We start from the raw sequence: 26206 nt of genomic DNA on the forward strand, positions 1-26206 counted from the left end.
TTATTTGAATAAAAAAACGGAGGATAATACTTTAGAAATAACGATGGAGGCTCTTTTGAGAATACTTGATTATTCTTCAGATGAGATTTTTGTATTGGATGGAGAGCAGAGAATTGTGTATGTGAACCGCACCTGTGAAAAGCATTATGGATTGAAACCTTCTGAGATCATTGGAAAGTTAAATCTCGACTTATTTAACAAAGGATATTGGAAGCCATCTATTGTTCCGGAAGTTTACGAGACGAAAAAACCCTGTTACATGAAGCAAGAGACCTATATTGGAACAGAATTAATGTCATCTGCTATTCCAATTTTAAATGAGGAAAATGAAATTGAATTAGTGGTTATCACCTCTTCTGAGCTCCAGAGATATAAGTTACTAAAGAACGGAGAATCGGAAAATAAAAATGAGCAAGAACCGGAAACGGGTTCAAGGAAAATGATTGCCAACTGTGAAAAAATGAGGAAAATCCTTGAATTTTGTACAAAAATTGCGGGAACAGATTCCACTGTCCTCATTTTAGGAGAATCTGGGACAGGTAAGGGTGTGCTTGCCCAACACATACATCAAATTAGTAAAAGAAAAAGTCAACCTTTCATGAATATTAATTGTGCTGCTATCCCTGCAGAACTGTTAGAATCTGAGTTATTCGGATACACAGAAGGCGCCTTCACTGGTGCAAAGGGTTCAGGTAAAGAGGGATTAATTGCAGCTGCGGACGGCGGGACTTTATTCCTTGATGAAATTGGAGAAATGCCGCTGGGTATTCAAGCCAAGTTGCTTCAAGTAATCCAGGACAAAGAGTTTATTCCGCTTGGCAGCAATGAAACAAGAAAAGTGGATATTCGGATTATTGCAGCCACAAATCGGAATCTATTGGAAATGGTGCAAGAAAAGAAGTTTCGTGAGGACCTATTCTATCGTTTAAACGTTGTCGATGTTCAATTGCCGTCACTTAAAGAAAGAAAAGAAGAAATCATTCCATTAACGTATCGTTTTTTAAATAAATTCAATAAAAAATACAATGAAAATAAAGTCATTTCAAAAGAATGTCTGGATATTCTCATTCAATATTCTTGGCCGGGAAACGTCCGCCAGCTTGAAAACTTAATGGAACGACTTGTAGTGATCAGCAATTCCATTATCCAAGTTGATGACCTTCCAGACTTGATCAAGGACAGCGTTGGACCAATCCCAAAACTTTTGCAAGCCACAACCCTTGATAAAGCTCTGTCCGATACAACGAGAATTTTAATAAGAAAATCATATTTAGAACATCGCTCCTCAAGGAAAGTAGCCAGCGATTTAAGTATTAGTCAAACAAAAGCCTCCCGGTTAATTAGAGAATATTGCCAAGATTTAATCGGATAAATTGACATCAAACAACCAGTGAGTCATTCCAAATTGAATGCTTCATTATTCATCTGGATGGCTATTTTTTGGCTGGGTTTCCACATTCTGCTGACTTTCCACTTTGGGTTGGAGGCAATGCCTCCTTCCGGGAAACCTCAGCTATAGAGGACACTCCCCATGCCAATGAGGCAAAGCACAAGAACAAGGAGTAGTTAACTCTTGGCCCTATAAACAAACTTTGCCTTCTGCTGGCAAAAAACCCAAGCTATACTGCCACGCGTATGCCATGCTTACTGATTGCACCTGCCCACTATGTATTCCCTTATCCAACTAGAAGAGCAGGTTTTTCTTGCATGCTAATATCTTTTATTATGATAATAGGAATACGACAAAAAGGGAGGTGTAATAAATGGAGATCCACTTGATAGCGAAAAATGAACTAGAGGCACAAGGAATACAATGGATGGTCACATCGCACCTTACCGGTGTTCAACTAATTCCGTTGTGCAGCAAAGCATCAGCCAGACCTGATTATTTTGGATATGGGCGGCTGAAAAGATGAAAACCAAAGAATCGGTGAGTTTCTTCAGAGAAAAAACACCCACTGGCTGGACCTTTCATTTGAGAGGATTTTCCAAACCGTCTATCAAGCACTTCGTTTCCGGGCGGAAGATGTCCTGTTCCGGCCTTTTTCTCCAATGGATCTAATAAAACAGATCAAAACATAGAGCAGAAAATGACGAGGAATTGAGTCAGTACATAAGGATGAACCTCCCACCACTTAAAACACCCGTTTTTGAAGTGGGGGTTTCCTAACCAAATTAGCTTTTGCTTCCACACAATCAATATCTAACAGTAAACCCGACTGATGAATAACAGCCTCCGTTATAACAAAATGATCCTACCCAAAAACGACTGCCTCATTCGGCAGCCGTAACGATACTTCCTGAAAAATCGATCGCAAATGTCGTTTCATTATTTGTAGAGGTTAACTTGTATGGATGGTTTAAGGTAGACAGAATTTTATTGACTAAGTAAAGTCCGATACCAGTCGCTTCTCCCTTCTTCCGACCTTGCGTACCTGTGTAAAACAATTCAAATACACGGTTTATTTCACTTTCAGATATTGTTTCTCCCCTGTTTCGGATGAATAACTGTCCATCTTCATATTGAATCAGAACGGAAGGTCCCGTCTCACCGTATTTGACAGCATTACTTAATAACTGATAAATAACAACCTTTAGCCATTTTCGGTCCGAAAAAATCAATATATTTTCTTCAATTGCGCTTCTAGGATAGACTTCTTTCTCAATGAAGTAATCTTTTAAATCATTAATTACTTCCTGCACAAGGTTTTTTAATGGGATTGGCTCTATTTTTAGATCGGCTAATAATTTGGTAGAACGGCTATACGTTAATAACTGATTTAAGGAAAAGTTCAACTTGTTACATTCTGTTTTGACTTTTTGCCATTCTAGAAATAAACTCGGTTCTTTCGATTGGTTCGACTGGATCAATAAATGAATGACAGAAAGGGGCGTCTTCATTTGATGAACAGCTTGAGAAATCATTATTTGCTGTTCTTGGAGGGAATCCTTGTATTCATGTTCCTTTGACAGAAGGAAAGACTGAATCTCTCGCAATTTAGCAGCATATGCTTTTTCAATGGGAGCAGTCGGCTGGTGAATCAGAAAATCTCCATGATCTATTTTCTTTTTTTCCATATTTGTGTACATTTTTTTTCGACGAACATAGCGAAAGAAAAGCAATATCGTTAGCAAGGTCAAGGATAAAAATATAAAATAAGGATAGTGATTCTCGATTCCATCTAGATGATGAATAATGATCGGCAAACTTATAAACGTTATAAAATAAAGGATAATAAAACTCAATTGGTCCCGTAGAAACAATTTCATATATCTTTCTCCCTTAACTGGTAGCCAATCCCCCGGATTGTTGCTATTTCCAATGAAGAATGAATTCCTTCTAATTTCTTACGCAGTCTTTTAATATTAACTGTAAGAGTATTTTCCTCGACAAACATCTCTTCATCCCAGATAGCAGAAAGTAACTGTTGCCTCGATACAACATTAGGAAATGCTTCAAATAGCATTGAACATAACATTAGTTCTTTTACTGTTAAGAGTTCTTCCTCGTCAGGTGTCGATAACCGGACAGCGTCAATGTTTAAAACTGTATTTCCTCTTTTGAGAGTACGCTTTTGTGAATCCTGTGCATATTCCCCATAGACTCGGCGAATTTGTCCATTTATTTTTGCCAACACAACATCTATTACAAAAGGCTTTGTAATGAAGTCATCCGCTCCGTTCTCAATTCCATACACTTGATCTAACTCACTTACACGAGCAGAGAGAATCATAATGGGACAATTCGATAACTGTCTTATTTTACGTGACCAATAATACCCATCAAAGGCAGGCAAATTGATATCCATGATCACCAGGTGCGGTTCTACCTCCTGAAAAATATCGAGTACCCTTTCAAAATCGAATACAATGTGACACTGATAGCCGTATTTTTCAAGATGGTTTTTTAATGTATTGGCGATATTCATTTCATCTTCAACAATTAATATCGTATACATCGGATCCCCCCCTGTCTCATTATCATTATTCTATCATCCATTTTTTCCAAAATATAATTGATTGGTTTCATACATTTCATATCAACTTAAGAACTCGTTTATATAATACTCTGAATTACGGGATTTACCAATGACCAAGGGGTCTGACCCCTGCCACGTCAACGCGTTAAAGCGATGGGGGTCAGACCCCCCATGTTTTGACCCCCATTTTTTCTTACACTGGATTTTATTCTTGCCGCCGTTTTCCGCGCATACACTAGTCATATGACTTGTTTAGGAGAGGATATCTATGATTATTCATGTTGTCCGCAGCGGAGAGACTTTAGCAGAGATTGCCCGCCGTTACGGCAGTAATGTTTCACAAATTGCGGCGTCGAATCAATTGCCTGACCCGAACCGGCTCATCATTGGTCAGGCTCTTGTTATTCCGATCGCCGCACGGCAGCATATCGTTCGGAGCGGGGAAACACTATGGCAGATCGCACAAAGGTACGGCGTTTCACTGGATGCGATTATACGTCTGAATCAATTGGCAAATCCGAATATGCTTAAACTTGGTACAGTTTTAGTTATTCCCGCCCGTGTCCATACGGTCCAAGCCGGCGAAACACTATGGCAGATTGCCCAACGTTACGGAACAACTGTTCAGGAAATTGTAAAAATGAATCAGATTCAAAATCCGAATCTCATTCCAGTTGGCTCCGTGCTCACGATTCCTTTTCCAAAGCCGGTCATCGATGTGAATGCCTATACCATCAACCTGAGCGAGACCGGTGCCAGAGAAGTCCGGGAAGTGGGTCAGTATCTTACGTATGTAACTCCTTTCGCCTATATCATGAAAACGGACGGGAGCTTAGAACCCATCAACGATAGGGCAATTATTAAAGCAGCCCAGGACAGACATGTCGTCCCTATGATGTCCATCACTAATTTTTCATCCACAGACCCGGGTACCAGACTGGCTCATACAATCCTATCAAACCCTGAGCTTCAAGAGCGTCTGTTAACGAACGTGATCAATATCATGAATGAAAAAGAATACCGTATATTGAACATCGACTTCGAGAATGTCAGGCAAACTGACCGTGAAGCATATAACCAATTTCTTCAGCGGGCAGTCGACCGCCTGCATCCGCTCGGATACTTTTTATCCACAGCACTTGCTCCTAAAACAAGCAGTGAGCAACAAGGCATTCTGTATGAAGCTCATGACTATGAGGCACATGGAAGAATTGCCGATTTCGTTGTGTTAATGACTTACGAATGGGGGTACCGCCTCGGTCCCCCGCAAGCCATCTCGCCACTTAATCAGATGAGGCGGGTCATCGAATATGCTGTCACTGTCATTCCTCGGAATAAAATTTTGATGGGCTTCCAATTGTACGCTCGTGACTGGATCATTCCCCACGTTCAAGGGCAAGAAGCCGAAACCTTTGATATGCAGGAAGCTATCCGTCGGGCATTGAAATATGGTGCTACCATTCAATACGATGAAAGAGCGCAATCCCCGTTTTTCCGATATACCGACGAACAGGGGCGCCGCCATGAAGTATGGTTCGAAGATGCCCGAAGCGCCCAGGCCAAATTTGATTTGGTAAAAGAATTCGGCTTGCATGGAGTGAGCTATTGGGTACTGGGCTATCCGTTTCCACAGAATTGGCTTTTGCTGGAGGATAATTTCATTATTAGAAAAATGTAGCCGGACAAAAGAGAGTCTGGCTTTTTTCATTTAGAGCCGATATTTTGACTTAAACATTTCGATCACTCAGGCACGGAACTGACGTTTTTCGAACTACCGATGATGGCTCGAAATCGGGAGGGTGTCTGCAGCATCTCCGCCACTTCCCTACGCGTTCCTGATAGCTCTGAGCTGGATTTTTGGAAAAACCGTCTCGTTAAGCTTGGGGTTGAACATGACGATATTAAAGAAAGAGAAAATCGCAAAACGCTTGCGTTCAGGGATCCTGAGGGACAATGCCTTATCCGTATCGGATGAAAATAAGAAAGGCGTCGCAGGCGAAGCCCCTTGGAAAAAAGTCCGGTCCCTCAGGAAATGGGCATACTCGGACTAGGACCTGTGCAATTGACTGTGCGCTACGCGGAACGCACAACACAGGTATTAACTGAGTTGCTGGGATTTCGAAAAAAAGGAAGCTATCCGTCTCATTTGGACGGTCAACCAGATATTCTTGTTTTTGAAACAGGCGAAGGTGGAACAGGGGGCAGAAGTACATGTTGAGGAAAGAAGGAACCTGTCGCCTGAAAGACTTGGGCGTGGAGGGGTCCATCATGTGGCTTTCCGCGTAGAAGATGAAGCCGAGCTTCGGACATGGATTGACCGTATAACAAAAGCAGGCTTTCAAAACTCGGGGTTCGTCGACAGATTCTATTTCCGCTCTCTTTATTTCAGGGAGCTGAATGGAATCCTGTTCGAGCTTTCTACTGATGGACCCGGATTTGATACAGATGAGCCGCTCGAACATTTAGGCGAATCGCTGGTGTCAGCGATCCCCCGCCATTCCGGAATGGGAAATGCAAAGAGTAAAGCAACCATGCCAACTGCATATACAATTCCTGTTAATGCAAACAAAATCGATGACCAGAATCCAATTTTAAACACTGGTTGATTAACCGGATCCCCATAAAAAATGCCTCCGCTCTTCAAAAGTTTTTCCATCATTTTATCATAGTGAATTGGTCTGTTATCGGTTTTTCCAAACATTTAGTTTCATCTGCCTTCGTATCTTTCACGGCATTGATAAAAAGAACGATTGAAAAAAGCGCTGTTCCAAGCCAAACGATTAGCAGAATTCCTGCTAGAACCGGCAAAAAGGTGAATTCAAATACAGATCGGGCAAGTACAGTTTGGACACCAATAAGTAAAATTGCAAACATCCAGGAAATGCTCCCGAAATGGATCATTCTTTTTTTCAAACGCTCTCTGCCTTGAACTTTTTCCAAAAGCCAACCTGGTAAAACTAACGTCTGGAGAGCATGGAATCCTAATCCGTGCACAACAAGCAGGTTTCCAGCACTTCCTACAAACCTCCCCTCCAGCAAAATCATGCCAATACCTGCAAGGTTGGCAGCAAGGATGGATAAAAATGCATAGCGAATCCCGATGATCAGGAAAGGCCTCTGGGAAGCTTTGAAAAATTGAATCGTGAGCAGCAAACATAAAATTATGAGCAAAAGAGAAACGACACCGAAAAGCATTCCTACAACCGTATCAATAACAGATCCTTCGCGGGAAAATCGCGGATTCAATCCACGGAAGTGCTGTATCGTTTCTATAGCATAAGCATAAAGACTTGCGATAATGAAGAGCCGACGGATCGCCTTTCTTTTACGTGGACTAAACCCGGCTAACGGCAGAATGGCGGCGATGGAAATAGCGAATATTCCGATGGCAGCATTGAAAGAAAACGCATCGCCCAGATTGCCTTCAGGCAAAACGACTGACCCGCGAAAAAGAATAAACACGGCAGTAATTCCAGCGAGCAAAAACCCAATCAATCCTGTGATGAAAAGTCCCTTTTCCCCTTCGAACAACTTGATCTCTCTTGTCATTATTCAACCTCTTTTCAATTTTATTTATCAATCAATAAATAATTTGTCAAAAAAAGAAAGCTTAGCTCACTTTCTTTTTAAAGATTGCCTTTGATCAATTGCGGTAGATTCAATACTTCTGAAAGAGTAATCAGAAGGCCTGTGCCAATAAAATGTGCAGCGTTTTTTTTAGCATGAGGAATTCCCGCCCTTTCAAATTTCAAAGTCAACGCCTCAAACATAGTTTGATACAAACTACGGACATGTTCTCGTATTCCTTCCTCCGAAATCGAATGCGCCTGCATAACGAGCAAAACCTCGTCCCTATGGGTTTGAATTGTTTCGGAAAAAGCCCCACCCATTACTTCAATCAATTGACCGGCAGGGGCTTCAACTTTGGCAAATGTGTCATAGAGCCGGTTAAACGCACGGTCAATTACTGTTTTGAACAGTTCCTCTTTGTTCTTGAAAAAGTGGAACACGTACGGTTGCGTCACCCCCGTCGCTTTTGCCACCAGCGCAGTAGTTGCTTTATAATAACCCATCTCTGCAAATATCCCGACGGCGTTTTCAATAATGAGTTCCTTTTTATCTTCCTTGGCCATGTGATCATCCTTTTTTATTTATCAATAAATAAATATTATATCGGAACCAAATTTATGTCAATCAATAATAACATTTGCATACTTCAACACGTCGGAAAGGTTAATCAACGAACCAAGTGTGCTTCCCGTCTTCCTTAACTCTCTCCGCCTCATCAGTTATAATAGAAAGAAATGCGAAAGGGTTGGTTTAAACACTTCGGTGCCGATAGCACTCCTCAAGTCTAGCCAAAGCATACAACGAAATAAAGAGCGGAACATCACTATCCCAGTAAGAGAGGGCGTGTAACATTTGAAAGAATGCGGACACCTTCAGCCGAATATCAAGGAAATGCAGAAGCTCTGCGTCTCTTTGGTTCCGATTTTTAATCATTTACGGACTGAGGAAATGCAGGAAATCGTCAAAGCCACACGGTCATAGAAATATGTGCGCGGTGAAGAAATTTACGGCGCTGGCGACACTTCCGCCCATTTATACATTGTCCATCAGGGCCGGGTGAAAATTTTTCGTTTGTCCGAATCCGGCAAGGAGCAGCTCATCCGGATTTTGGAGCCTGGCGAATTCATGGGAGAACTCGCTTTATTTTCGGGCTCCCCTTTGACCACTACGCCGTCGCCATGGAAAACACCGAGCTCTGCGTCATAAATCGGAGCAATTTGAAAGCTTTATTAAAAAAGTATCCTGCCATCTCCTTAAAGATCATGGAGGAATTCAGCAAGCGCCTGGAGCGGACGGAAAAACTCGTCAGCAGCCTGACTTCAGAAGATACCGAAAAGCGGATCGCCGCTTACCTCGTAGAGCTGGCCAAAAATCAGGAATCGACCTCCATCACCCTGCCTGCCCATACCGAAAAAAGACATCTCCTCCTATTTGGGGGACACTCCGGAAACCGTAAACAGGAAGCTGGCAGAGTTCCAGGAGAACGGCTGGATTGAGCAAACCAGCCAGCGGAAAATTAAAGTTTGGGATATGGAGGCTTTGGAAAACCTGTAACCTATGGGAGTTTGAATACGGAGGCTTTGGAAGATCCCATGACATGGGACTTTCAAATGCTCTAGAGGAGGAATAGAATGATTGCTTCAATTGAAAAAACGGGGGAAAAGTATGTTGCACGATTTGAACGTAATTTGGACCATTCGGCCAAGGAAGTGTGGGCATGGTTGACAGAAAACGAAAAGCTCAGCCAATGGTTCCCGGAACTTCGGGTCGGCGAGTTGCGGGAAGGCGGATACATGACATTCAATATGCCGGATGGCAGTGTTGAGAAGCTTCAGATTACCGACTTTGTGAATCGTTCCCTCTTGGAGTTTTCATGGTGGGAAGACAGCGTCCGTTTTGAACTGAACCCGCGAGCGAATGGCTGCACCTTGACCCTGATGGAAACAATCAACATGATTACGGATCATACTCCCAAAGACCTTGCCGGATGGCATGTGTGCCTAGATATGATTGGCGCGCTGCTGGATGGAAAATCGATAGATCGAATGACAGAATGGAAAAAATGGTATGAAGAATATGTGCAGGCGATTGGAAAATAAGGGGTCAGACCCCATCAAGACCCAATAAGCAACTTCCTCTTTATCACTTAAGCTAGTAAAATAAAAAACATCGCTGGCAATTTCAGTTTCCTGCTTATCCTTGATATTATACATTTGGAAATCGCCGTCATCATTCAAATAATAGATATGGCTCCCAATTAGTTCATAACGAGTAACGCGAGAAGCAATTTTATCCTTCTCATTTTCATCAACGATGATATACAAATCTCCTTCTGGATTTTGGAAGGTTACGATATCTTCATTGATAAACAGACTTTATCCTGGCTATTGATATAAGAATAAAAGCCGTCCTTCACTTTACTGGCAATTTTCTCTTTTTCTTTTCCGTAAGAAACAGGGTACAAGTCACCAATACTTTGTTCATCTTCTCCAATATATTTCTCATCGAACACAGAAAATCATTATGAACCTTATTAGGCTTTTTTTGACCTCGTACCTGACTTTTGTTGCAGCCGGCTAACAAAAATATCCCAAGTACCATAAATAAAACCACTATGAACCTCTGACTTTTCAAAACAGACACCCCTTTTCCATGCTAACCTACTAAAAACTACTTTTTTTATGCATCAGTCATCGACTCGATTTCCTAGAAAGTTATGATATAAGCCTAACCATGCACCCATTATACAGCTTTCCACACAGCTACACGCACACTCCATTTTCCAACCACAATCATAAGAGAAAACATGCTCACATATATATCAATAAAAGACCATCCGCTAATGATGAAACGGGGTGCCATATGTTTATTTATGTTGTGAAACTGGGGGATTCATTGTTTTCAATTGCGGCCAAGTATCGAATTTCGATGGACAGCCTTCGCATCACTAACGGTTTGAGTAGAGATCGGCTTGTTCCCGGCCAGGATTTACTGGTTCCATCGAATGTATATATTGTACAGCCTGGTGATTCTCTTTTTTCCATTGCTCAGATTGCCTTCATTCCGGAAGAAACAATTCGCTTATATAACGGACTTCAATCTGATGAGTTGACCGTTGGGATGGAGATTTATTTTCCCCCGAGGGACAAACATCCGGAGCAAGGTCTTAGTTATTTGACCCCCTCCACCCCCGAGAAAAACCGTCAAAATGTGCAAACCTTTGCTCCAATCACTTCGAATTTCGGTGTGTTTGAGCATCATATTTTGGAGGATGGAAGTTTAAGTACTCTGGATGATCAGCAGGTCGTCTCCCTCATTAGAGAAAATGATGCGATTCCAATCGCAGTCATTACAAATTTGACAGAGAGTGGCTTTAGCCCGCAATTGACTAAAAGAATTCTAAATGATCCTACACTCCGTCAGCGAGCAATCAATAATATTTATAATTTAGTTAAGAGTAAAAATTACGCTGGGGTCAATGTAGATTTTGAGCAAGTCCTCGAAAGTGACCGGGATTTATACAGCGGATTCTTGGCTGCTTTGAGGGACCGTCTTAAACCGGAGGGGTTCACCATCTCCGCGGCCGTTCCCGCAAAAAGTTCCGATGACATCCCGTGGCTGAAAGGGTTTGATTATGGCGGAATCGGAGCTGCTGTCGACTTTGTTTTTATCATGGCGTACGACTGGCATGAGGCTGGAAGTGACCCCGGTCCAGTAGCACCCATCACTGAAGTAAGGAAAACACTTGATTATGCCTTGACGAAGATGGGGAGAGATAAAATTGTGTTAGGCGTCCCACGCTATGGATATAATTGGACGATGACCAATGGGTCAGTTGCCAGTGCCAGTGCATTTTCAGTCTCCAATGCCTACGCGACCGCAATGAGATACCAAGTGCCAATCCAATATTCCACAGAATATCAGCAGCCTCATTACACTTACTGGGATGAAGGCGGAAGAAGACACATCGTCTGGTTTGAAGATATCCGGGCACGGGCGGTAAAATTTCAATTGGCCGTCGATTATAAGCTAAGAGGGGTTGGAGCCTGGCAATTAGGCCTGCACTTTCCGCAGTCCGCGTTTTTAGTCCGAGAGTTTTTTAGAAAAAAAAGATAAAAGGCGCAACTTAAGGTGACCATTATAATGGTCAATTGTAAGAAGACTGCTCTTCAGTTCCACAGCATTTTTGATTCCTCCACCATGGAAACATGCGTTGAATCTCTCAACTACGGGTTCGAAATAAAAGTTCTCATAATTTATATTCTTAACAACAAAAGATCTCTTTTAGGGGGGCACCCCCTTAAAGAGATCTTTCTTTTGTTCAAACGAATACATTTCATATAAGTATTTTCTTTCCGGCTTCAACTGATGCCTAAACGCCTTCCCCGTAAATGATCAAACCTGTCATCTTGTTTATCCAGCTGATCAAAGCGTCTTCACATTTCTATTCAGTTTGTAAGTTACTAAACGCCTTTCTTTATTCGTAAACTTCAGCTTCCCATTCCGGCTTGATTTCCACCTCGATTGCATCGGCCACTTCCTTGTTGACCATAAATTTCAATGTTTTGGGCGGCTCAGCAGGTATGTCGTTGGGCTTGGCTTCCCCATTTAAAATTTTCACGGCCATTTCACCCGCTCCATGGCCGACTTCAAAGAAGTCCACTCCGAACGCAGCGAAAGCCCCCCTTGGAACCGAATCAAGGTCCGCTGCCAATAATGGCACTTTCTGTGTAGTTGCAACATCGGCAATTGACTCAAACGCCGAAACCACAGTGTTATCCGTAATGCAATAAATGGCATCAACCTTATCCGCAATTGATTCAGTCGCCTGCTTTACATCCGCGCTTGTGGCAACCGTCGCTTCCTCCAATTCCAATCCACACTCTTCCATCTGCTTTTTAATCTTATCAATTTGAGCGCGCGAATTTTGCTCTCCCGCATTGTAAATCGTACCAACTTTTTTCGCTCCGAGTTCATTTTTCAAATATTCCAGTGCTTTTGGAATGGACTCCGGATGATGGTGGCTTGTCCCCGTTACATTGCCGCCGGGATTTTCCATAGAGTCGATCAATTCTGCGCCAACTGGGTCGACGACTGATGTAAAAACAATCGGAATTTCCGTAGTTTTACTCAATGCAGCTTGAGCACTAGGTGTTGAGTTAGCAAAAATAAGGTCCACGTTCTGACCGACAAAGTTGGAGGCTATTGTATCGTTCGCGCTATTATCACCTTGGGCATTTTGCATGTCATACTCAACATCAAGCCCAGCTTCCTCAATCGCCTTTTTGAAACCTTCAGTCGCTTGGTTTAACGCCGGATGCTCCATCAACTGTGTAACGCCAATCTTATATGTTTCCTTGCTTTCCTTTTCGTCTGAATCGACCGGCTCCGCTTCAGGCGCAGAGGAATTGCTGCTGCAAGCGCCCAAGATGAAAATGGCTCCGATTAAAGAAAGGAGACTCTTTTTAAATCTCATCCTACTAACCCCCACTTTTAATAAAATTCCCTTTTTTCTAAAATTAATATTTTCAGAAAAATTATAAACTAGTGTGTATGCGCTGTCAATCTGATGTTTCTCTTAGACACTGATTTTAAATTCTTTTATTTTTCGATAGAGTGTACTCCTTGCAATTCCAAGTTTCTTGGCAGCTTCCAGAACATTTTTCGTTTCGCGGAGCGCCTTCGCAATCATTTCTCGCTCGGCCTCTTTCAAAGAGAGCTGTGGCGCTGCCTTTCTCAATAAGTAACCTCGCAAATTCCCAGGCAAATGTTCCACTTTGATTTCCCGGTCTTTCCCGCGCGCAAGTAGGTAAGCCCGTTCCATGACGTTTCTCAATTCCCGAATATTTCCTGGCCATGGGTATTCCACAAGGAGTTGCAAAACTTCAGCGCTCACCCGCTTCGCACCGTCTGCATATGAACTTTCTAGTTCCTGAAGAAGCTCCATTACAAGCACTTCAATATCCTCAGGGCGCTCCCGCAACGGCGGAATCGTCAAGGACAACACATTCAAGCGGTAAAACAGATCCGAGCGAAATGTATTTCCATAGGCAATCTCCTCCTCCAGTTTCCGGTTCGTCGCGGCGATAATCCGAATATCTAGTTCCCTCTCCTTCGTGTCACCAAGGCGGACGATTGTTTTTGTTTCAAGGGCCCTCAGCAAAATAACCTGCAATTCCATTGGCATATCTCCAATCTCGTCCAAGAAAAGCGTACCATTGTGAGCAGCTTCAAATTTTCCAATGGCGCCTCCCTTTCGAGCCCCCGTAAATGTACCTTCCAGATATCCAAACAATTCACTTGCGATGAGACTTTTGGGTATGAGGCCAGTGTTTACCGAAATAAGCGGGCCACTACTCCGGTCGCTCATTTCATGAATGGATTTAGCTACCATTTCTTTCCCTGTTCCGGTCTCCCCTAAAATTAGCACATTCGCGGTTGACTTCGCAGCAATTTGGGCCGTCTCCAATTCAAGCTGGTACTGCTCGCTTCTCGTTCTCACTCGGCCAAATGTCATTACTGGAACTGTGCTCCTACCTATTCGCGGCTTCAACAATAATAGATGCTTCTGCTTGGCTTCATGGGAGATGATTTGAAAAGAGTCGTATAGCTGCCCGATCATTTTCTTTGTTAGTTTGTTCCCCTTTTCAAGCCCAGTTAGCTCAACAGCCTTTCGGCTCAAGTATTGAATCGTCCCATTTTCAGAAAAAGCAATGATCGCTTCCTCACTGATCTGTCCCCATGCTTCCAGGACGATTTCATTCAAACGGCTTGCTTTCCTTGTGCTGATTTTAAAAGGTTCCGGCTTTATATTTTTATCAGAGTCCCAAACAATGTCAAATTGGCCGTCAGGCTGTGCTTTCCCTATTTTCACTGGTCTTGAAAGGTGCCTGCCTCTAGCGTCTACACGCAGTGTCCCGCATGCCGTATCCATCCTTTTTCCTCCTATGTTCCGAATAATTTCTTTCCGGTCAAGCGCTTTTGTTTTCACTATCGAATCAATAACAATTTTTGTTCCCAAATAAGTGTTATACATGACAGACGAAACCGGCTGCTTTCTTCCAGAAAAATGATGAAACCGTTGAATGAAGGATAGATTAAGAGGATTGGACAATGATTGAAAATAACTGGCTGAACTGTAATGGCCTGACCCGAACTCCGCTCCCATTGCTTCGATTTCAGTTTCTTTCGTAATAGGGCTAAAAATCGGAATGGACTCCGGGGACAGACGCATATGCGCATATTGGCGATAAAATGCCGGTACACTTTTTCCTACCAAAGTCGAAAAAATGATATCCGGCTGTTTTAAGATGATATCCTGAATCACTTTATGGAATTCCTGATTACCAAAAGGCACATACTTTTCTCCGACCACTTCCCCATTTTTCTCTGACGCATAGCTCTTTACCTGTTCATTTGTTTCCCGCGGGTAAATATAGTCATTTCCAACCAGGTAAATGCGTTTGCCGTAATGACTCATGAAATAATCAATCAGTATATGGACTTGCTGATTGGGGACTTCTCCAGTGTAAAAAACATGGGGGTGATCTTCCTGTCCCTCGTAAAGGGTTGGATACACAAGGAGACAATTATACTTTTCCAATATGGGCAAAACGGCTTTCCGACAAGCTGAAGTGTAACAGCCAATAAAAATCCTAACTCCGTCCCGGGCAAGCGCTTCTGCCTCTTCGGCACTCCTCCTTGGATCTGAACATATATCCCGGACTATGGCTTCGATTTCCGCATGACGCTCATTGAACTCGCTAATGGCAAAACTGGCAGCCTCATACTGCCCTTTTTCCGTGATTGACGTGATGCCTGTCAAAGAAAAAAGAAGTCCGACTTTAATTTGCAAATCATCTTCTCCCCCTATGTCCCATTTTAGGAAAACCGTCTCAATATCGGACATACTATATGATCCACTTATATAATATATCTAAATTTCTCACAATTCAATTAATACGTCTATTTTTGGGACATGGGAAATATCAGAATCCCTTTCTAATCGTCTTTTTCCTTGGCATGAAATTTGCAATAGTTTCATTAGGAAGAGACGTCTAGGCAGCACTGCTTCAAACATAAGTTTCAATCCGTTTCTACTTAATTACAAAAGGAGAGGATTCAGGTTGAAGTTATCGATTCAGGAAAAATTGGAGGATAAGGGGATCACCGTTAAAGAAGGACATCTTCCCCTGCTCCAGACACGCTGGGATGCTATTCAGGATTTGAAGAAGAAAATTGACAGTGCGAACCTTGATGATGCAGACATAAGTCTTCGCAACACTCCCGGAGGTGACCACATTGAGTAAAGAACTCGTAGCTAAATCAGTGGAAGAATTGGCGCCGCTCATTGAGAAGAGAGAAGTATCATCACTTGAATTGACAAAAGCAGTACTTGACCATGCCGAGACCCTCAACGATACAGTCAATGCCTATGTCAGCTTTCGGCGCAATAAGGCGGAAAAAGAAGCGGAGCAGGCAGACAAAGAGATCGCATCAGGCAATTATAAAGGAATGTATCACGGCATTCCAATGGCGATAAAAGATAACATCTATTTTAAAGATGAAGTGACAACCATGAGCTCCAAGATCCATGGAGAATTTGTTTCCGATTATGATGCTACGGTTATTTCAAAAATGAGGGAAGCCGGTATCGTTTTCACCGGAAAATTGAATATGCACGAATATGCATGGGGAATCACAAATAACAGCCCCCATTTCGGCCCTGTTAGAAACCCTTGGAATCTCGAAAAAATTCCAGGTGGATCAAGCGGCGGTTCCGGTGCAGGAGTAGCAGCTGACATGACAGTCGCCACGCTTGGAACAGACACAGCGGGATCCATCCGTATCCCATCGTCGTCTTGCGGAATCGTCGGTCTCAAACCAACATTTGGCCGGGTCAGTAAATACGGATGCTATCCCCTTGCTTGGTCGCTGGACCATATCGGTCCAATGACAAAGACTGTCAAAGATGCAGCTGGCCTGTTGGAAGTCATCGCAGGCTACGATCCGAATGACCCAACTTCCGCCAATGCACCAACGGAAAAATACTCTTCCAAATTGACTGGAGATGTAAAAGATCTCGTCATCGGAATCAACGAAGAGTACTACTTCAAAAATGTAGACGCGGGCGTTGAAAACTTGGTCCGACAAGCAATAAAAACGCTTGAAAGACAGGGGGCGAAAGTGGAGAAGGTTGAAATCCCTGCCCTGCAATATTCCGAATATGCAGAGCTTGTTACTTCCCTATCAGAAGCTTCGGCAATCCACCATCGGGATTTGCAAAAGCGGCCAGACGATTTCGGCGATGATATCCGCCTGCTCTTTGAGCTTGGGGAACTCTTCTCGTCTGTCGATTACTTGCAGGCACAGCAGCTTCGCCGTCAATTGAAGCAGGACTTCCACAAAGCTTTCGAAAAAGTGGATGTCCTGATGGCACCGACGCTACCGGTCATGCCGCCTGATATCGGGAGCGACTTCGCTGACCTGAACGGAAAGCAAGTCGATCTCATTGACAACTTCATCCGTTTTATGGGACCATGCAACCTCGCGGGACTTCCTGCCATGACGCTACCGTGCGGATTGAAAGACGAAATGCCTGTCGGATTGCAGATCATCGGCCCGGCATTCCATGAAAGCACCGTTCTGAACACAGGCTATGCTTTCGAGCAGACCAACCCGTTAAAAGGAAGAAAACCCAAAATTGCCAGCCCGGTGAAATAAACAGCTACACTTTTCAAAAGCAAGCACTTCAGAGGCGAATTCTGAAGTGCTTTTCCATATTGCTGTGTGAAGCAAATTCTGTTAGCCTTCCTCACTTAACAATATGTTCAAGATGAAACATTCCACCCCCGAGGTTCAGACACTCCTGCATATTCCATCTTCATTCGTGACATGCTAAATAACAGCATGATTTCCGGCTAAAAGTGCATTGTGTCATTAGTGACCGATTTCGAGATTTCGCATAATTCATTATCCCTAAATGAGTCCTTTTCTTTTTTCACAGGATCGATCCACAACAATGTGCCATTACACACCTAAATCTCAATTCAAGGAGATGACACCTATGCGCAAAAAAATCCCCATCATCTACACCCCATCCGAAACGATTGAATGGTTGAAGAATGAAATCAAAACCTTTGATTTTGTACATAAACCACTGGAGATCAACAATAAAAGGATGATGCTTTTATATATTAAAACAGTCGCAGATGGGCAAAGGCTACAGGAAAGCCTCATCAAACCTTTCTTTGAGCTGCCTTCACTCGGAGAAGTAGAGGCTTATTTGTCTTCCCTGCCAAATCAGATTGAAATTGAATCAAAGGAGCAAATTTTGCTTGAGATTACAAAAGGCAGCGTTTTGATCCATATCAACGACTCACTGCTCCTATTTGATTTTATTATGGTGAATAATGATAACGTCCTCGAAAGCAATATTGAACCTACGATTCAAGGGCCGCAATATGCTTTGAGCGAGGCCATCATGACGAACTTAAATCTGATCAGACAACGCTACCATCAGCCTTCCCTCACCATCGAAATGCTCACGATTGGAAAAAAGACAAACCAATCACTTGCGCTGATTTATGATCAGGACGATGTACATCAGTACGTGCTTGAACAAGTGAAACAAAGGATCAAGTCCCTTGACAGAGACATCATCCAATCAACATCGGAGCTGCTGTTCCTAATAAACAATAAGAGGTTTTCCTTATTCCCGAACATGATGATGACAGAAAGGACGGATCGCATCGTCTATAATATAGCAGGCGGAAAAGTCGTGCTGCTTCTGGACGGTGATTCAAACGCCATTATTGCCCCGGCTGTGTTTTTCGATTTCATGACTTCCATCGAAGACGGCTATCATACATACTGGGTGTCCAGGTTTGCCATCATGCTCAGATATATCGGTCTTTTCAATTGTCTGATTCTCCCGGGGTTATATGTTTCTGTCATCTCTTATACTCCGGATGTCTTCCGTTCGGAGCTGGCACTTTCGATTGCGGGAAGCCGAATTGGGGTCCCCTATCCTTCATATATTGAAGTCCTGTTCATGCTATTTGTGATGGAACTTCTGACAGAGGCGAGCATCCGTCTACCGAAAGCCGTGAGTGCAACAGCTACCACTGTGGGCGGTCTTATTCTGGGTACAGCGGCTACGGAGGCTGCCCTGACCTCCAATGTCATGATCATAATTGTTTCAGCGGTGGCCATTTCCACCTTTGTCATTCCCATTAATGAGATGAGCCTGGCCATCAGGGTATTCAGATATGTCATCCTCTTTTTTTCCACCCTCTCGGGTCTGGCCGGCCTAATGCTAAGCTTCATCGGCTTTATTATGTATTTGACAAACAAAAGAAGCTTTGGTGAGCCTTATTTGAAATTTTATTATAAAGGGCGAAAAGAAGAGATCAAGGGGAACTAAACATGAATCGTTTTGTGTACTACTTGATATTTGTCAACATGACCGCAAATATGATCTCTGCTGTTCCGAAAATTCTTTTGGACCATAGAATGGCTGGTACGATTGTTTCCATTCTTCTGTCTGTCATTTTCGGTTTAATTCTTTTTTACATAAACGGCAACTTTTTCAATCAATTTCCTGGCAAGGACTTCCCTGCTTTGCTGAAGGAATATGCTCCTTCCTGGATGTACTGGCCGTTTAATCTGTTGATTGCAAGCGTATGGTTTGCGGCCGGTCTCATGACATTGATCACCTACTCATTCATGCTTAAACGATTTTTGACACCAGACATGCCGATTACTTGGATTGCCTCCAGCTTTTTGATTGTGATTTCTTTCGGCATTTTGATGAATACAAAAAGCGTTTTATATACAGTGGAGAATGTCCTTATATTTTCATTGCCCCTTGTTCTTTTTCTCATATACAAATCCTTTTCAAGTGAACAATTCGAATGGGATTTTGTCAGGGAGGCCATCATGCATTTTAATCATCTTCCTAATTACAGCGCATTCTCGGCTGCCTCCTTCATATTTGCCGGCGTTTCAAACATGATCATTTTTAATCGAGCATTCACGCAAACAAAAACCCGTGTAACATGGAAACAAATGAGCATTATTGGGAGCATCGGGACGTTAGTACTGGCAGCACTTTACCTTTCCCCGATAGGTTTGAATGGGTTTGAAAAGATCGAGCATCTTGTTTATCCTGCTATCTCAACAAGCGACACACTACGGATGAAATTCGGGATCATTGAGCGTGTACTATATCTGTTTCTGCCATTATTTTTAGCCATTTCTTTTTTGAACCTCCTAATACATTGGCATGTAGCAATTGAGACATGCAAGAATATCATTTGGTTCAAAAAATTTGAATGGAAAAAAAACAATCTAACTCCCTATCTGTATCTCATAATATTTTGGATCATTACTTTAATATTGGTAAACGCTCTCTCGGAATACACCCTGCTTTTATATTCCAGGTACTTTTATAATCTGATACCGCCGCTCACTCTTCTTTTCTTTTTCAGCTTTTGGTTCATAAAAAGGAGGGCAAAATTATGAAGCGGAAACCTTTTTTGAAAATACTTGCGGCATGCCTCATTTGTCTTTTATTGTCAAGCTGCGGCTTTAAAGATATCGATAAAAGAATTTTCGTACAGGCCATAGGAGTGGATCATTCCGGAAATGAAAAAAAGCCTTATAAAGTCACTTTAAAGCTGGCTGTTCCTTCCGGTTCACTAAAGGAAGCTGGTACCAAGTACACTTATTTAACAAGGGAAGACTCAACCCTGTCCGGCGCCATTCGCTTTTTGAAAACACATGTGGATAAAGAGATTGATTTCGGCCATACAAGGGCACTTATTTTCGATGAGAAAATTTTAGCGAAGGACATGAGGGAAACATTAGATTTCTTCATAAGAAGAAGAGATATTCAGATGATCTCATGGGTGGCGGTCGGAGACCCTTCCGCCGAGGAGGTGTTGAAAGTCGAGCCTAAATCCGAAATGGCCGGATCAACTGTCCTCACCAACCTTTTCTCAGGCAATGGTGTTGAAAGTGCCTATATAGCCTCAACCTTTCTTTTTGATGCAAGAAGAAAAATTGCTGAAAGCGGGATCGATCCCACTATTCCGATTATCAGAACAAATGAAGACCATTCAAAACTGATGGTCAATCATTCATATGTTTTTTCACCTCATCAAAAGCCTGTTCAGCTCACCTCAATGCAGACGAAATTCTTCAGCTTGATGGCGAATCGCACAAATAAACTGGACATAGAAGTAAAAAACAAGGGAAAGAATTTCACCATGTCAGTGGATACAGCAAAGGTCAAGTACAAGATCCTCACTTCGCCAAACGAGAATCCTGTCCTAAAAATGAATATTTTCGTTGGTGGTATTGTTGAAGAGTCATCCTTCGATATGACTCCAAACGAGTTGTCCACATACAGCAGCATTGCAGCCAAACATACAAAAAAAGAGACCTTGAAGGTTTTGAAATTTTTACAGAAGGAGAACTTGGACCCACTTGGCTTCGGCCTTCGTTATAAAGCAACGAGGATCCAAAACGGGAAAAGATATAAGGAGTGGCAGGGGATCTATCCGAATATGACTTTTGATGTAACCGTTGATGCAAAGATTAGAAGTACTGGAACAGTTGAATAAGGACGTCCATCCAACCGCTTTCGAAATTTTCTATCATGTCTGAGCCTTCCGGCTATATAATGTATGTAGATGATAAATGACAAGGAGTATGGGTGATGAGTGAAGGAAAAATTTTGATTGTGGAAGATGAGCTTGCCATCCGCAAATTGATTGGCTTTAACCTTCAGCGCTCTAATTTCGAAGTAATTGAAACCGGTGAAGGGCAACATGCACTGAGTTTAATAAAAGAGCATGTCCCTTCGCTTATTTTATTGGACTTGACCCTGCCGGATATGGACGGGCTCGATCTTTGCGCACAGTTAACCGAGAATCATCCTGGGATTCCGATTATCATTGTGTCCGCTAGAGGCCAGGATATGGAAAAAATCATGGGACTCGAACTGGGAGCAGACGATTATATTGTGAAGCCGTTCAACCCCCTTGAGCTGGTGGCAAGGATTCGCTCGGTCCTCAGAAGGCTCAGCAATCCCGCCAATCAGCCAGATCCAGACATCATCAGGACAGGTCCCTTCGTTATTGAACTCCGAACACAAAAAGTGTATAAATCCGGAAACCAGATCAAATTGACCCACAAGGAATTTCAGATGATTAAGGTGTTTACAGAAAAACTGAACGAACCGGTTACGAGAGATGAACTTCTTGATGAAATTTGGGGACTGAACTATTTTGGCGATCCGAAAACAGTAGATGTACATATTCGCAGATTAAGAGAGAAAATTGAAGAGGATCCATCGAATCCTGATTATCTGAAAACGATTTGGGGGTATGGTTATTCCTTTTTCCACGATGAGGTCGGCAAATGAAAAAAGGAATAAAAAAAAGACTTGTATGGAGTTATCTGCTCCTCATCATTTTTACCGTTGTCCTGTTCGAGACGATCATTTTATCGGCTCTGATGATGTATTACAAGGAAGGTGTAAAACAGACTCTTCGTGATCAGGGAGCCTTGTTTTCGTCTTTTAACGAACAGGAATTCATTGAAGGTAAACTGAAAAGTGAAGCAGGACAGATTTTGTCACAATACAATTTTCATGTGAGTGCACTGATCCAGCTTGTTGACGTGAAAGGGAATATAGTCGCAGAGTCACATAAAACCGAACTAAACAATATTTTTCAGGAAGACGATGTACAGCATGGGCTTGACGGCACGATTGCAACCTCAACTGGAAGGATAGAAGGGGAAAAAGTCATGTCATTGACCTATCCCCTAAAATCGGGCGGCGAAATGATAGGCGCCATCCGCTTTACGACCTCGCTTGCGCCTGTCAATGCCGTTTTTACCGAAAACGTACTGATTCTGCTGGCAATCGGTGGGATCGTTATTGTCCTTGCCGCTTTTATCAGCTTTTTCCTTGCAGGAACACTCATCAAGCCAATCAGTCAAATGACCACAGCTGCCGAACAAATAGCTTCAGGGAAATTTTCAACAAGAGTGCCGAAAGGCAAGGATGATGAACTGGGACGGCTGGCCGATACAATGAATTACATGGCGAGCCAGGTTCAGGAACATGAAAAATTGAAAAATGAATTCATCGCTTCAATCAGCCACGAGCTCCGCACACCGCTTACATCCGTCAAAGGCTGGGCCATCACCCTGCAGCCCATGGCAAAGGATAACCTATTTCGCGAAGGATTGGAAATCATCAAAGTTGAAAGTGAACGACTGTCTTGCCTTCTTGGCGATCTTCTGGACTTTTCCAGCCTTTCAAGCGGAAGACTTACCTTTGTCTTCGATCAGGTGAACCTCTCGGACGTCGTCTATCAAGTTGTTCAGCAACTGCAGCCTAGGGCTCAAAGACAAGGCGTTCAACTGACGACGAATGTAAAAGAGCCGGCTATCGAAATCAAAGCAGATCAAAACAGACTGATCCAAGTATTTATCAATCTGCTAGACAATGCGCTGAAATTCACTCCTGCGGACGGAAGCATCACCGTATCCATTCAAAAGCTCGGAAACCAAGCAATCGTAAAAGTGGCAGACACCGGCATCGGCATTTCGGCCGACCAGGTGGATTTTATCAAGGACAAATTTGCCAAGGGTAAAACAAAAGGATCAGGTACAGGGCTCGGGCTTGCAATTTGCGAAGAAATCGTTGAGAGGCACAGCGGTTCACTTCAATTGAAAAGTTCCCCGGGACAGGGAACCACTGCGGAAATCACCTTGCCTGTTACTGAAATGTAACCAATTTTCTTTGCCTAATCGGTAAAGTACTTGAAAAAAACATTGGGGGGCCCCATGAAAAAACGCCTTGTTTCATATATTTTCCTAGCCGCAGCGTCTATGCTGGCGGCCGGATGTAATATTCTTCCTGAGCCCGGCAGCCTGATTCAAGTGCCAAAGCAGGCAGTTGCAGGAGCAGCTAATAGTGAAGACATCAATTCGATAGCAAAAAGATTCCTCCCGAAAGGAACCGTCTTGGCAACACCTAATTCTCCTGTTCAATCAAAGCCAGTTTTAACAGCTGACTTTGATCAAGACGGGCGAGAAGAAGCTGTTGTTTTTTATCAATCAAAAAACAACTCAGGCCCTGTTGGGATGTTTGTATTGAAGAAAGTCGGCGACAAATGGGAAAAGGTTTTTGCCAAAAAAGGCACGGGCTACGAAATCAGCTGGGCAAGCGCATCTGACGTGACGGGAGACGGAAAGAATGAATTATTGGTCGGGTGGAAAATAGGAAGTTTCGCCGGCAGTACGCTTGAAATTTTCACATGGAGAAAAGACGGATTGGATCAAATGGCAAAGGTCAATTACCATGAGTTAGACTTGGTTCAAATAGATAATGACCCGAAAGCGAGGCTGGCTGTATGGAAAAAGGACGGAAATGATATTTACGATGTCGATCTGCTGGAATGGAAAGGAAAAACACTGCAATCTGACAAGCACCATTACCCTTCCTATTTTCCCGAGGTGGTCAAATATTATCAACGAAGGACAGTTGCAGTCCCGGACGCCTCCTATTATTGGTACTATCTAGCTGAAGCATTGCTGAAGGCAAATCTCCCCGAACAAGCTCTTACCGCTGTAGACAAAGGCATGTCCTTTAACATGGTTGTCCCAAGCTATGACCAATTTACAGAGCTTCGTGATAAAATTGAACGCAAACTTGCACTGGCAGGCAATCAGGATCTCGTATTGGAGGTTCGCAATGCAGGAATTACAATGGAAATTCCAAGAGAGATCGCGCCTTATATCACTTATGAAGAAAAAGCAATGGATATGGCCGGTTATGAGGTTTCCGTGTTCGTATCAGCCGCCTCAGGTAAGAAAATACTTTTTACCATTGAAATATATTCAAAGGATATACATGTACCGGAGAATGATTCAAAGCTTGAAAGAATTGCGGAGTCTGAACAATTCATTTACTTTGCCAGGAAACCTGAAAGCAGTCCGAACGGAGGCGGCATTTACGAAAAAAGCCATGCCCTTGTGGATAAAATGATATCCAACGTGCGTCCCGGGTTCGTCTATCCGACTTTTACGAATTTGGAAAATGACTTAATTGTGCAACAGGTAAAAGAGGCGGCAGACAAATATGCCTACGTCACATCCGGAGGCAAAATGACTGAAGGAATCATTGAAACGTTCACGAAGAATGGGATGGAATACCGTTATATGGGACCGGAGCTCAACACGAAAGAAAAGCTTGTTGGATATTTATCGGAATCCTACACCCCCGGAACGATCCGCTCATACATTCTTCGCGCAAGCTTGATTGAACAAGAGGGAAAATTGGCGCAACCTAACGTAGACGGCGGTTCACTTTTAAACTATGAAAATGCGGTTATCGTCCTAAGAAAAGACAACGGTATGGAAAAGGAATTCGATTTGAAAGTATCGCTTGGAAACAGCTTGTCGTTTGAATATGTCCACGTCGTTTTTTCCAAGACAAAGGATGGCTGGAGAATTTCATCGGATTTGGGGACTTTCTAATACGGAAGCGTTCCGGATCGGGAGAATCGTTCAGGTATAATCAAAAGGTGGAGAATCGTTTCCTCCACCTTTTTTTATGTCTGACAACTTCTATTTGGATTTCCTTTGGGCCCTGCTATTCAACCTTCTTCTTACCCTTGGAGCTTTCCGAATAAATAAATTCCGCTGATGATAGCTGCGATGGAAAACGCCAATATCCAGTAATTCGTTAATAATCCTCCAATTTAATATTAATCATAGTTCGTAAAAAACCCCCTGTGGAGGACATCAGGGGAATCAAGTTAGAAGGTAAGTATCAGAAAGTATATCCATAGGATAATAATTGTTGAAATTGAGACTGCGATGAGCACATATACAAGAAAATCAATGAACTCCTTCGATGGGCGCTGATTCACAGTTGTTAAATTACTTTACAACTCTTTTTGCACCAATGTATTTTGTTTTCCAGTAATTTAATTCCATGGACTGAACGCGGACTCCTTTGGACGTCGCCCCGATGAATTGCTTTTTGCCAATGTAAATTCCAACGAAGGAAACTGTTTTTCCATTAGTTTTATAGAATACCAGATCTCCAGGCTTAAGGTCTTTTAGTTTGACGCTTTGGCCCTTCTTAAACTGATCAGCACTCGTACGCGGAAGCTTCACCTTAAGGCTTTTCGAATAAACATATTGAGTATATCCTGATGCGTCAAACCCTTTTGGCGTCGTTCCACCATACTTAAAAGGCTTCCCTTTTAACGTTTGTGCATAAGCTGCCGCCTTTTCACCTTTCGTTTGAGTGGCAGCTTCCGCACTGGCTCCAAACAATGAAGAGAAAAAAAGTGCCAAAGCCGTGACGATTGCAACGAGAAACGATGACCTTTTTGCCGTTAAGCTGATTTCCATGAAAATCCCTGCTTTCCTTTGATTTATTTCTGCTACAAGAACATCATATTCGGTTTCGGGATTCCATTGGTTTCTAATTGTTTAAAAATGGTTACACAAAGGTTACATGCACCGAAGAGCTAAAAAGAGCAGGCCTAAAGCCTGCTGGGAGCTGAAATTGGACCGAACCGGTAACGTATGAGCGCGCGGAGGCAGGGCTTCCTTTCTGTACA

At 42.9% G+C, this 26206-nt stretch carries 22 protein-coding genes and 1 pseudogene; 16 read left to right on the plus strand and 7 right to left on the minus strand.

Going from position 1 to position 26206, the window contains the following annotated elements; translation table 11 throughout:
• Positions 1-4: 4 nt before the first annotated feature.
• The gene (locus D5F11_RS17490) at positions 5-1372 is read left to right on the plus strand and encodes a sigma-54 interaction domain-containing protein (protein ID WP_245998249.1); all 1368 of its coding nucleotides are present in this window, start codon (positions 5-7) and stop codon (positions 1370-1372) included.
• A gap of 391 nt (positions 1373-1763) precedes the next feature.
• Complete coding sequence (locus D5F11_RS26685; protein WP_185830768.1) at positions 1764-1916, plus strand: hypothetical protein; 153 nt, start codon at positions 1764-1766, stop codon at positions 1914-1916.
• Between the two features lie 358 nt (positions 1917-2274).
• On the opposite strand, the gene D5F11_RS17500 is transcribed toward D5F11_RS26685, so the two are convergent.
• The gene (locus tag D5F11_RS17500) at positions 2275-3270 is read right to left on the minus strand and encodes a sensor histidine kinase (RefSeq protein WP_120117323.1); all 996 of its coding nucleotides are present in this window, start codon (positions 3268-3270) and stop codon (positions 2275-2277) included.
• Positions 3267-3959, minus strand: a complete 693-nt coding sequence (locus tag D5F11_RS17505) for a response regulator transcription factor (RefSeq protein ID WP_120117322.1) — start codon at positions 3957-3959, stop codon at positions 3267-3269. The genes D5F11_RS17500 and D5F11_RS17505 overlap by 4 nt, the downstream gene beginning before the upstream one ends.
• A gap of 289 nt (positions 3960-4248) precedes the next feature.
• On the opposite strand from D5F11_RS17505, the gene D5F11_RS17510 reads away from it, so the two are divergent.
• Both D5F11_RS17510 and D5F11_RS17515 read left to right on the plus strand, forming a co-directional pair.
• Positions 4249-5658 (plus strand): glycoside hydrolase family 18 protein, encoded by a 1410-nt coding sequence (locus D5F11_RS17510; RefSeq protein ID WP_120117321.1) that lies wholly within the window; start codon positions 4249-4251, stop codon positions 5656-5658.
• A gap of 69 nt (positions 5659-5727) precedes the next feature.
• A pseudogene (locus D5F11_RS17515) lies at positions 5728-6586 on the plus strand (ring-cleaving dioxygenase); the annotation flags it as partial.
• A gap of 49 nt (positions 6587-6635) precedes the next feature.
• On the opposite strand, the gene D5F11_RS17520 reads toward D5F11_RS17515, so the two are convergent.
• Both D5F11_RS17520 and D5F11_RS17525 read right to left on the minus strand, forming a co-directional pair.
• The gene (locus tag D5F11_RS17520; RefSeq protein WP_120117320.1) at positions 6636-7529 is read right to left on the minus strand and encodes a hypothetical protein; all 894 of its coding nucleotides are present in this window, start codon (positions 7527-7529) and stop codon (positions 6636-6638) included.
• Positions 7530-7606: 77 nt separating this feature from the next.
• On the minus strand, positions 7607-8113 hold the full coding sequence (locus D5F11_RS17525) for a TetR/AcrR family transcriptional regulator (RefSeq protein WP_120117319.1): 507 nt from the start codon (positions 8111-8113) through the stop codon (positions 7607-7609).
• Positions 8114-8537: 424 nt separating this feature from the next.
• On the opposite strand from D5F11_RS17525, the gene D5F11_RS27535 reads away from it, so the two are divergent.
• The 4 genes from D5F11_RS27535 to D5F11_RS17540 all read left to right on the plus strand — a co-directional run bounded on the left by D5F11_RS27535 (position 8538) and on the right by D5F11_RS17540 (position 11666).
• A complete protein-coding gene (locus D5F11_RS27535; RefSeq protein ID WP_244862088.1) occupies positions 8538-8756 on the plus strand; it encodes a cyclic nucleotide-binding domain-containing protein in 219 nt (72 codons plus the stop codon).
• Positions 8757-8981: 225 nt separating this feature from the next.
• Positions 8982-9104 carry a helix-turn-helix domain-containing protein gene (locus D5F11_RS27540; protein ID WP_245998250.1) on the plus strand — a complete coding sequence of 41 codons (123 nt, stop codon included), beginning with the start codon at positions 8982-8984 and terminating at the stop codon, positions 9102-9104.
• Positions 9105-9181: 77 nt separating this feature from the next.
• Entirely contained in the window at positions 9182-9649 is a 468-nt protein-coding gene (locus D5F11_RS17535; protein WP_120117318.1) for an SRPBCC family protein, read from the plus strand.
• A gap of 763 nt (positions 9650-10412) precedes the next feature.
• A complete protein-coding gene (locus tag D5F11_RS17540) occupies positions 10413-11666 on the plus strand; it encodes a glycosyl hydrolase family 18 protein (protein WP_120117316.1) in 1254 nt (417 codons plus the stop codon).
• 361 nt (positions 11667-12027) lie between these two features.
• Here D5F11_RS17540 and D5F11_RS17545 read toward each other — a convergent pair whose 3' ends face one another.
• Together D5F11_RS17545 and D5F11_RS17550 are read right to left on the minus strand one after the other, a co-directional pair.
• Complete coding sequence (locus D5F11_RS17545) at positions 12028-13026, minus strand: ABC transporter substrate-binding protein (protein ID WP_120117314.1); 999 nt, start codon at positions 13024-13026, stop codon at positions 12028-12030.
• Positions 13027-13128: 102 nt separating this feature from the next.
• The gene (locus tag D5F11_RS17550; protein WP_244862086.1) at positions 13129-15459 is read right to left on the minus strand and encodes a transporter substrate-binding protein; all 2331 of its coding nucleotides are present in this window, start codon (positions 15457-15459) and stop codon (positions 13129-13131) included.
• Positions 15460-15676: 217 nt separating this feature from the next.
• On the opposite strand from D5F11_RS17550, the gene D5F11_RS17555 reads away from it, so the two are divergent.
• From D5F11_RS17555 to D5F11_RS17590, 8 genes are all read left to right on the plus strand, one after another.
• Positions 15677-15859 (plus strand): hypothetical protein, encoded by a 183-nt coding sequence (locus tag D5F11_RS17555; RefSeq protein ID WP_120117313.1) that lies wholly within the window; start codon positions 15677-15679, stop codon positions 15857-15859.
• Entirely contained in the window at positions 15852-17273 is a 1422-nt protein-coding gene (locus D5F11_RS17560; protein WP_120117312.1) for an amidase, read from the plus strand. The genes D5F11_RS17555 and D5F11_RS17560 overlap by 8 nt, the downstream gene beginning before the upstream one ends.
• 343 nt (positions 17274-17616) lie before the next feature.
• Complete coding sequence (locus D5F11_RS17565) at positions 17617-18975, plus strand: spore germination protein (RefSeq protein WP_120117311.1); 1359 nt, start codon at positions 17617-17619, stop codon at positions 18973-18975.
• A 2-nt stretch (positions 18976-18977) separates the two neighbouring features.
• Positions 18978-20075, plus strand: a complete 1098-nt coding sequence (locus D5F11_RS17570; protein WP_120117310.1) for a GerAB/ArcD/ProY family transporter — start codon at positions 18978-18980, stop codon at positions 20073-20075.
• Positions 20072-21178, plus strand: coding sequence for a Ger(x)C family spore germination protein (locus tag D5F11_RS17575; protein WP_120117309.1), 1107 nt, complete (start codon positions 20072-20074; stop codon positions 21176-21178). The genes D5F11_RS17570 and D5F11_RS17575 overlap by 4 nt, the downstream gene beginning before the upstream one ends.
• A gap of 95 nt (positions 21179-21273) precedes the next feature.
• Positions 21274-21981, plus strand: a complete 708-nt coding sequence (locus D5F11_RS17580; RefSeq protein WP_120117308.1) for a response regulator transcription factor — start codon at positions 21274-21276, stop codon at positions 21979-21981.
• Positions 21978-23360: a sensor histidine kinase gene (locus D5F11_RS17585; protein ID WP_120117307.1), complete on the plus strand. Its 1383-nt coding sequence runs from the start codon at positions 21978-21980 to the stop codon at positions 23358-23360. Before D5F11_RS17580 ends, D5F11_RS17585 begins: the two co-directional genes overlap by 4 nt.
• A gap of 54 nt (positions 23361-23414) precedes the next feature.
• Positions 23415-25109 carry a DL-endopeptidase inhibitor IseA family protein gene (locus tag D5F11_RS17590; RefSeq protein WP_120117306.1) on the plus strand — a complete coding sequence of 565 codons (1695 nt, stop codon included), beginning with the start codon at positions 23415-23417 and terminating at the stop codon, positions 25107-25109.
• 405 nt (positions 25110-25514) lie between these two features.
• On the opposite strand, the gene D5F11_RS17595 is transcribed toward D5F11_RS17590, so the two are convergent.
• A complete protein-coding gene (locus tag D5F11_RS17595) occupies positions 25515-25994 on the minus strand; it encodes a C40 family peptidase (protein WP_120117305.1) in 480 nt (159 codons plus the stop codon).
• Positions 25995-26206: the final 212 nt, after the last annotated feature.

Source organism: Siminovitchia terrae (assembly GCF_003605405.2).
In the GTDB taxonomy this organism is placed as follows: domain Bacteria; phylum Bacillota; class Bacilli; order Bacillales; family Bacillaceae_C; genus Siminovitchia; species Siminovitchia terrae.

Bases quoted from the DNA above. Each gene is read 5' to 3' on its own strand.
- D5F11_RS26685 (WP_185830768.1), top strand. From the start codon at position 1,764: ATGGAGATCCACTTGATAGCGAAAAATGAACTAGAGGCACAAGGAATA.
- D5F11_RS17500 (WP_120117323.1), bottom strand. From the start codon at position 3,270: ATGAAATTGTTTCTACGGGACCAATTGAGTTTTATTATCCTTTATTTT.
- D5F11_RS17505 (WP_120117322.1), bottom strand. From the start codon at position 3,959: ATGTATACGATATTAATTGTTGAAGATGAAATGAATATCGCCAATACA.
- D5F11_RS17510 (WP_120117321.1), top strand. From the start codon at position 4,249: ATGATTATTCATGTTGTCCGCAGCGGAGAGACTTTAGCAGAGATTGCC.
- D5F11_RS17520 (WP_120117320.1), bottom strand. From the start codon at position 7,529: ATGACAAGAGAGATCAAGTTGTTCGAAGGGGAAAAGGGACTTTTCATC.
- D5F11_RS17525 (WP_120117319.1), bottom strand. From the start codon at position 8,113: ATGGCCAAGGAAGATAAAAAGGAACTCATTATTGAAAACGCCGTCGGG.
- D5F11_RS17535 (WP_120117318.1), top strand. From the start codon at position 9,182: ATGATTGCTTCAATTGAAAAAACGGGGGAAAAGTATGTTGCACGATTT.
- D5F11_RS17540 (WP_120117316.1), top strand. From the start codon at position 10,413: ATGTTTATTTATGTTGTGAAACTGGGGGATTCATTGTTTTCAATTGCG.
- D5F11_RS17545 (WP_120117314.1), bottom strand. From the start codon at position 13,026: ATGAGATTTAAAAAGAGTCTCCTTTCTTTAATCGGAGCCATTTTCATC.
- D5F11_RS17550 (WP_244862086.1), bottom strand. From the start codon at position 15,459: ATGTCCGATATTGAGACGGTTTTCCTAAAATGGGACATAGGGGGAGAA.
- D5F11_RS17565 (WP_120117311.1), top strand. From the start codon at position 17,617: ATGCGCAAAAAAATCCCCATCATCTACACCCCATCCGAAACGATTGAA.
- D5F11_RS17570 (WP_120117310.1), top strand. From the start codon at position 18,978: ATGAATCGTTTTGTGTACTACTTGATATTTGTCAACATGACCGCAAAT.
- D5F11_RS17575 (WP_120117309.1), top strand. From the start codon at position 20,072: ATGAAGCGGAAACCTTTTTTGAAAATACTTGCGGCATGCCTCATTTGT.
- D5F11_RS17580 (WP_120117308.1), top strand. From the start codon at position 21,274: ATGAGTGAAGGAAAAATTTTGATTGTGGAAGATGAGCTTGCCATCCGC.
- D5F11_RS17585 (WP_120117307.1), top strand. From the start codon at position 21,978: ATGAAAAAAGGAATAAAAAAAAGACTTGTATGGAGTTATCTGCTCCTC.
- D5F11_RS17590 (WP_120117306.1), top strand. From the start codon at position 23,415: ATGAAAAAACGCCTTGTTTCATATATTTTCCTAGCCGCAGCGTCTATG.
- D5F11_RS17595 (WP_120117305.1), bottom strand. From the start codon at position 25,994: ATGGAAATCAGCTTAACGGCAAAAAGGTCATCGTTTCTCGTTGCAATC.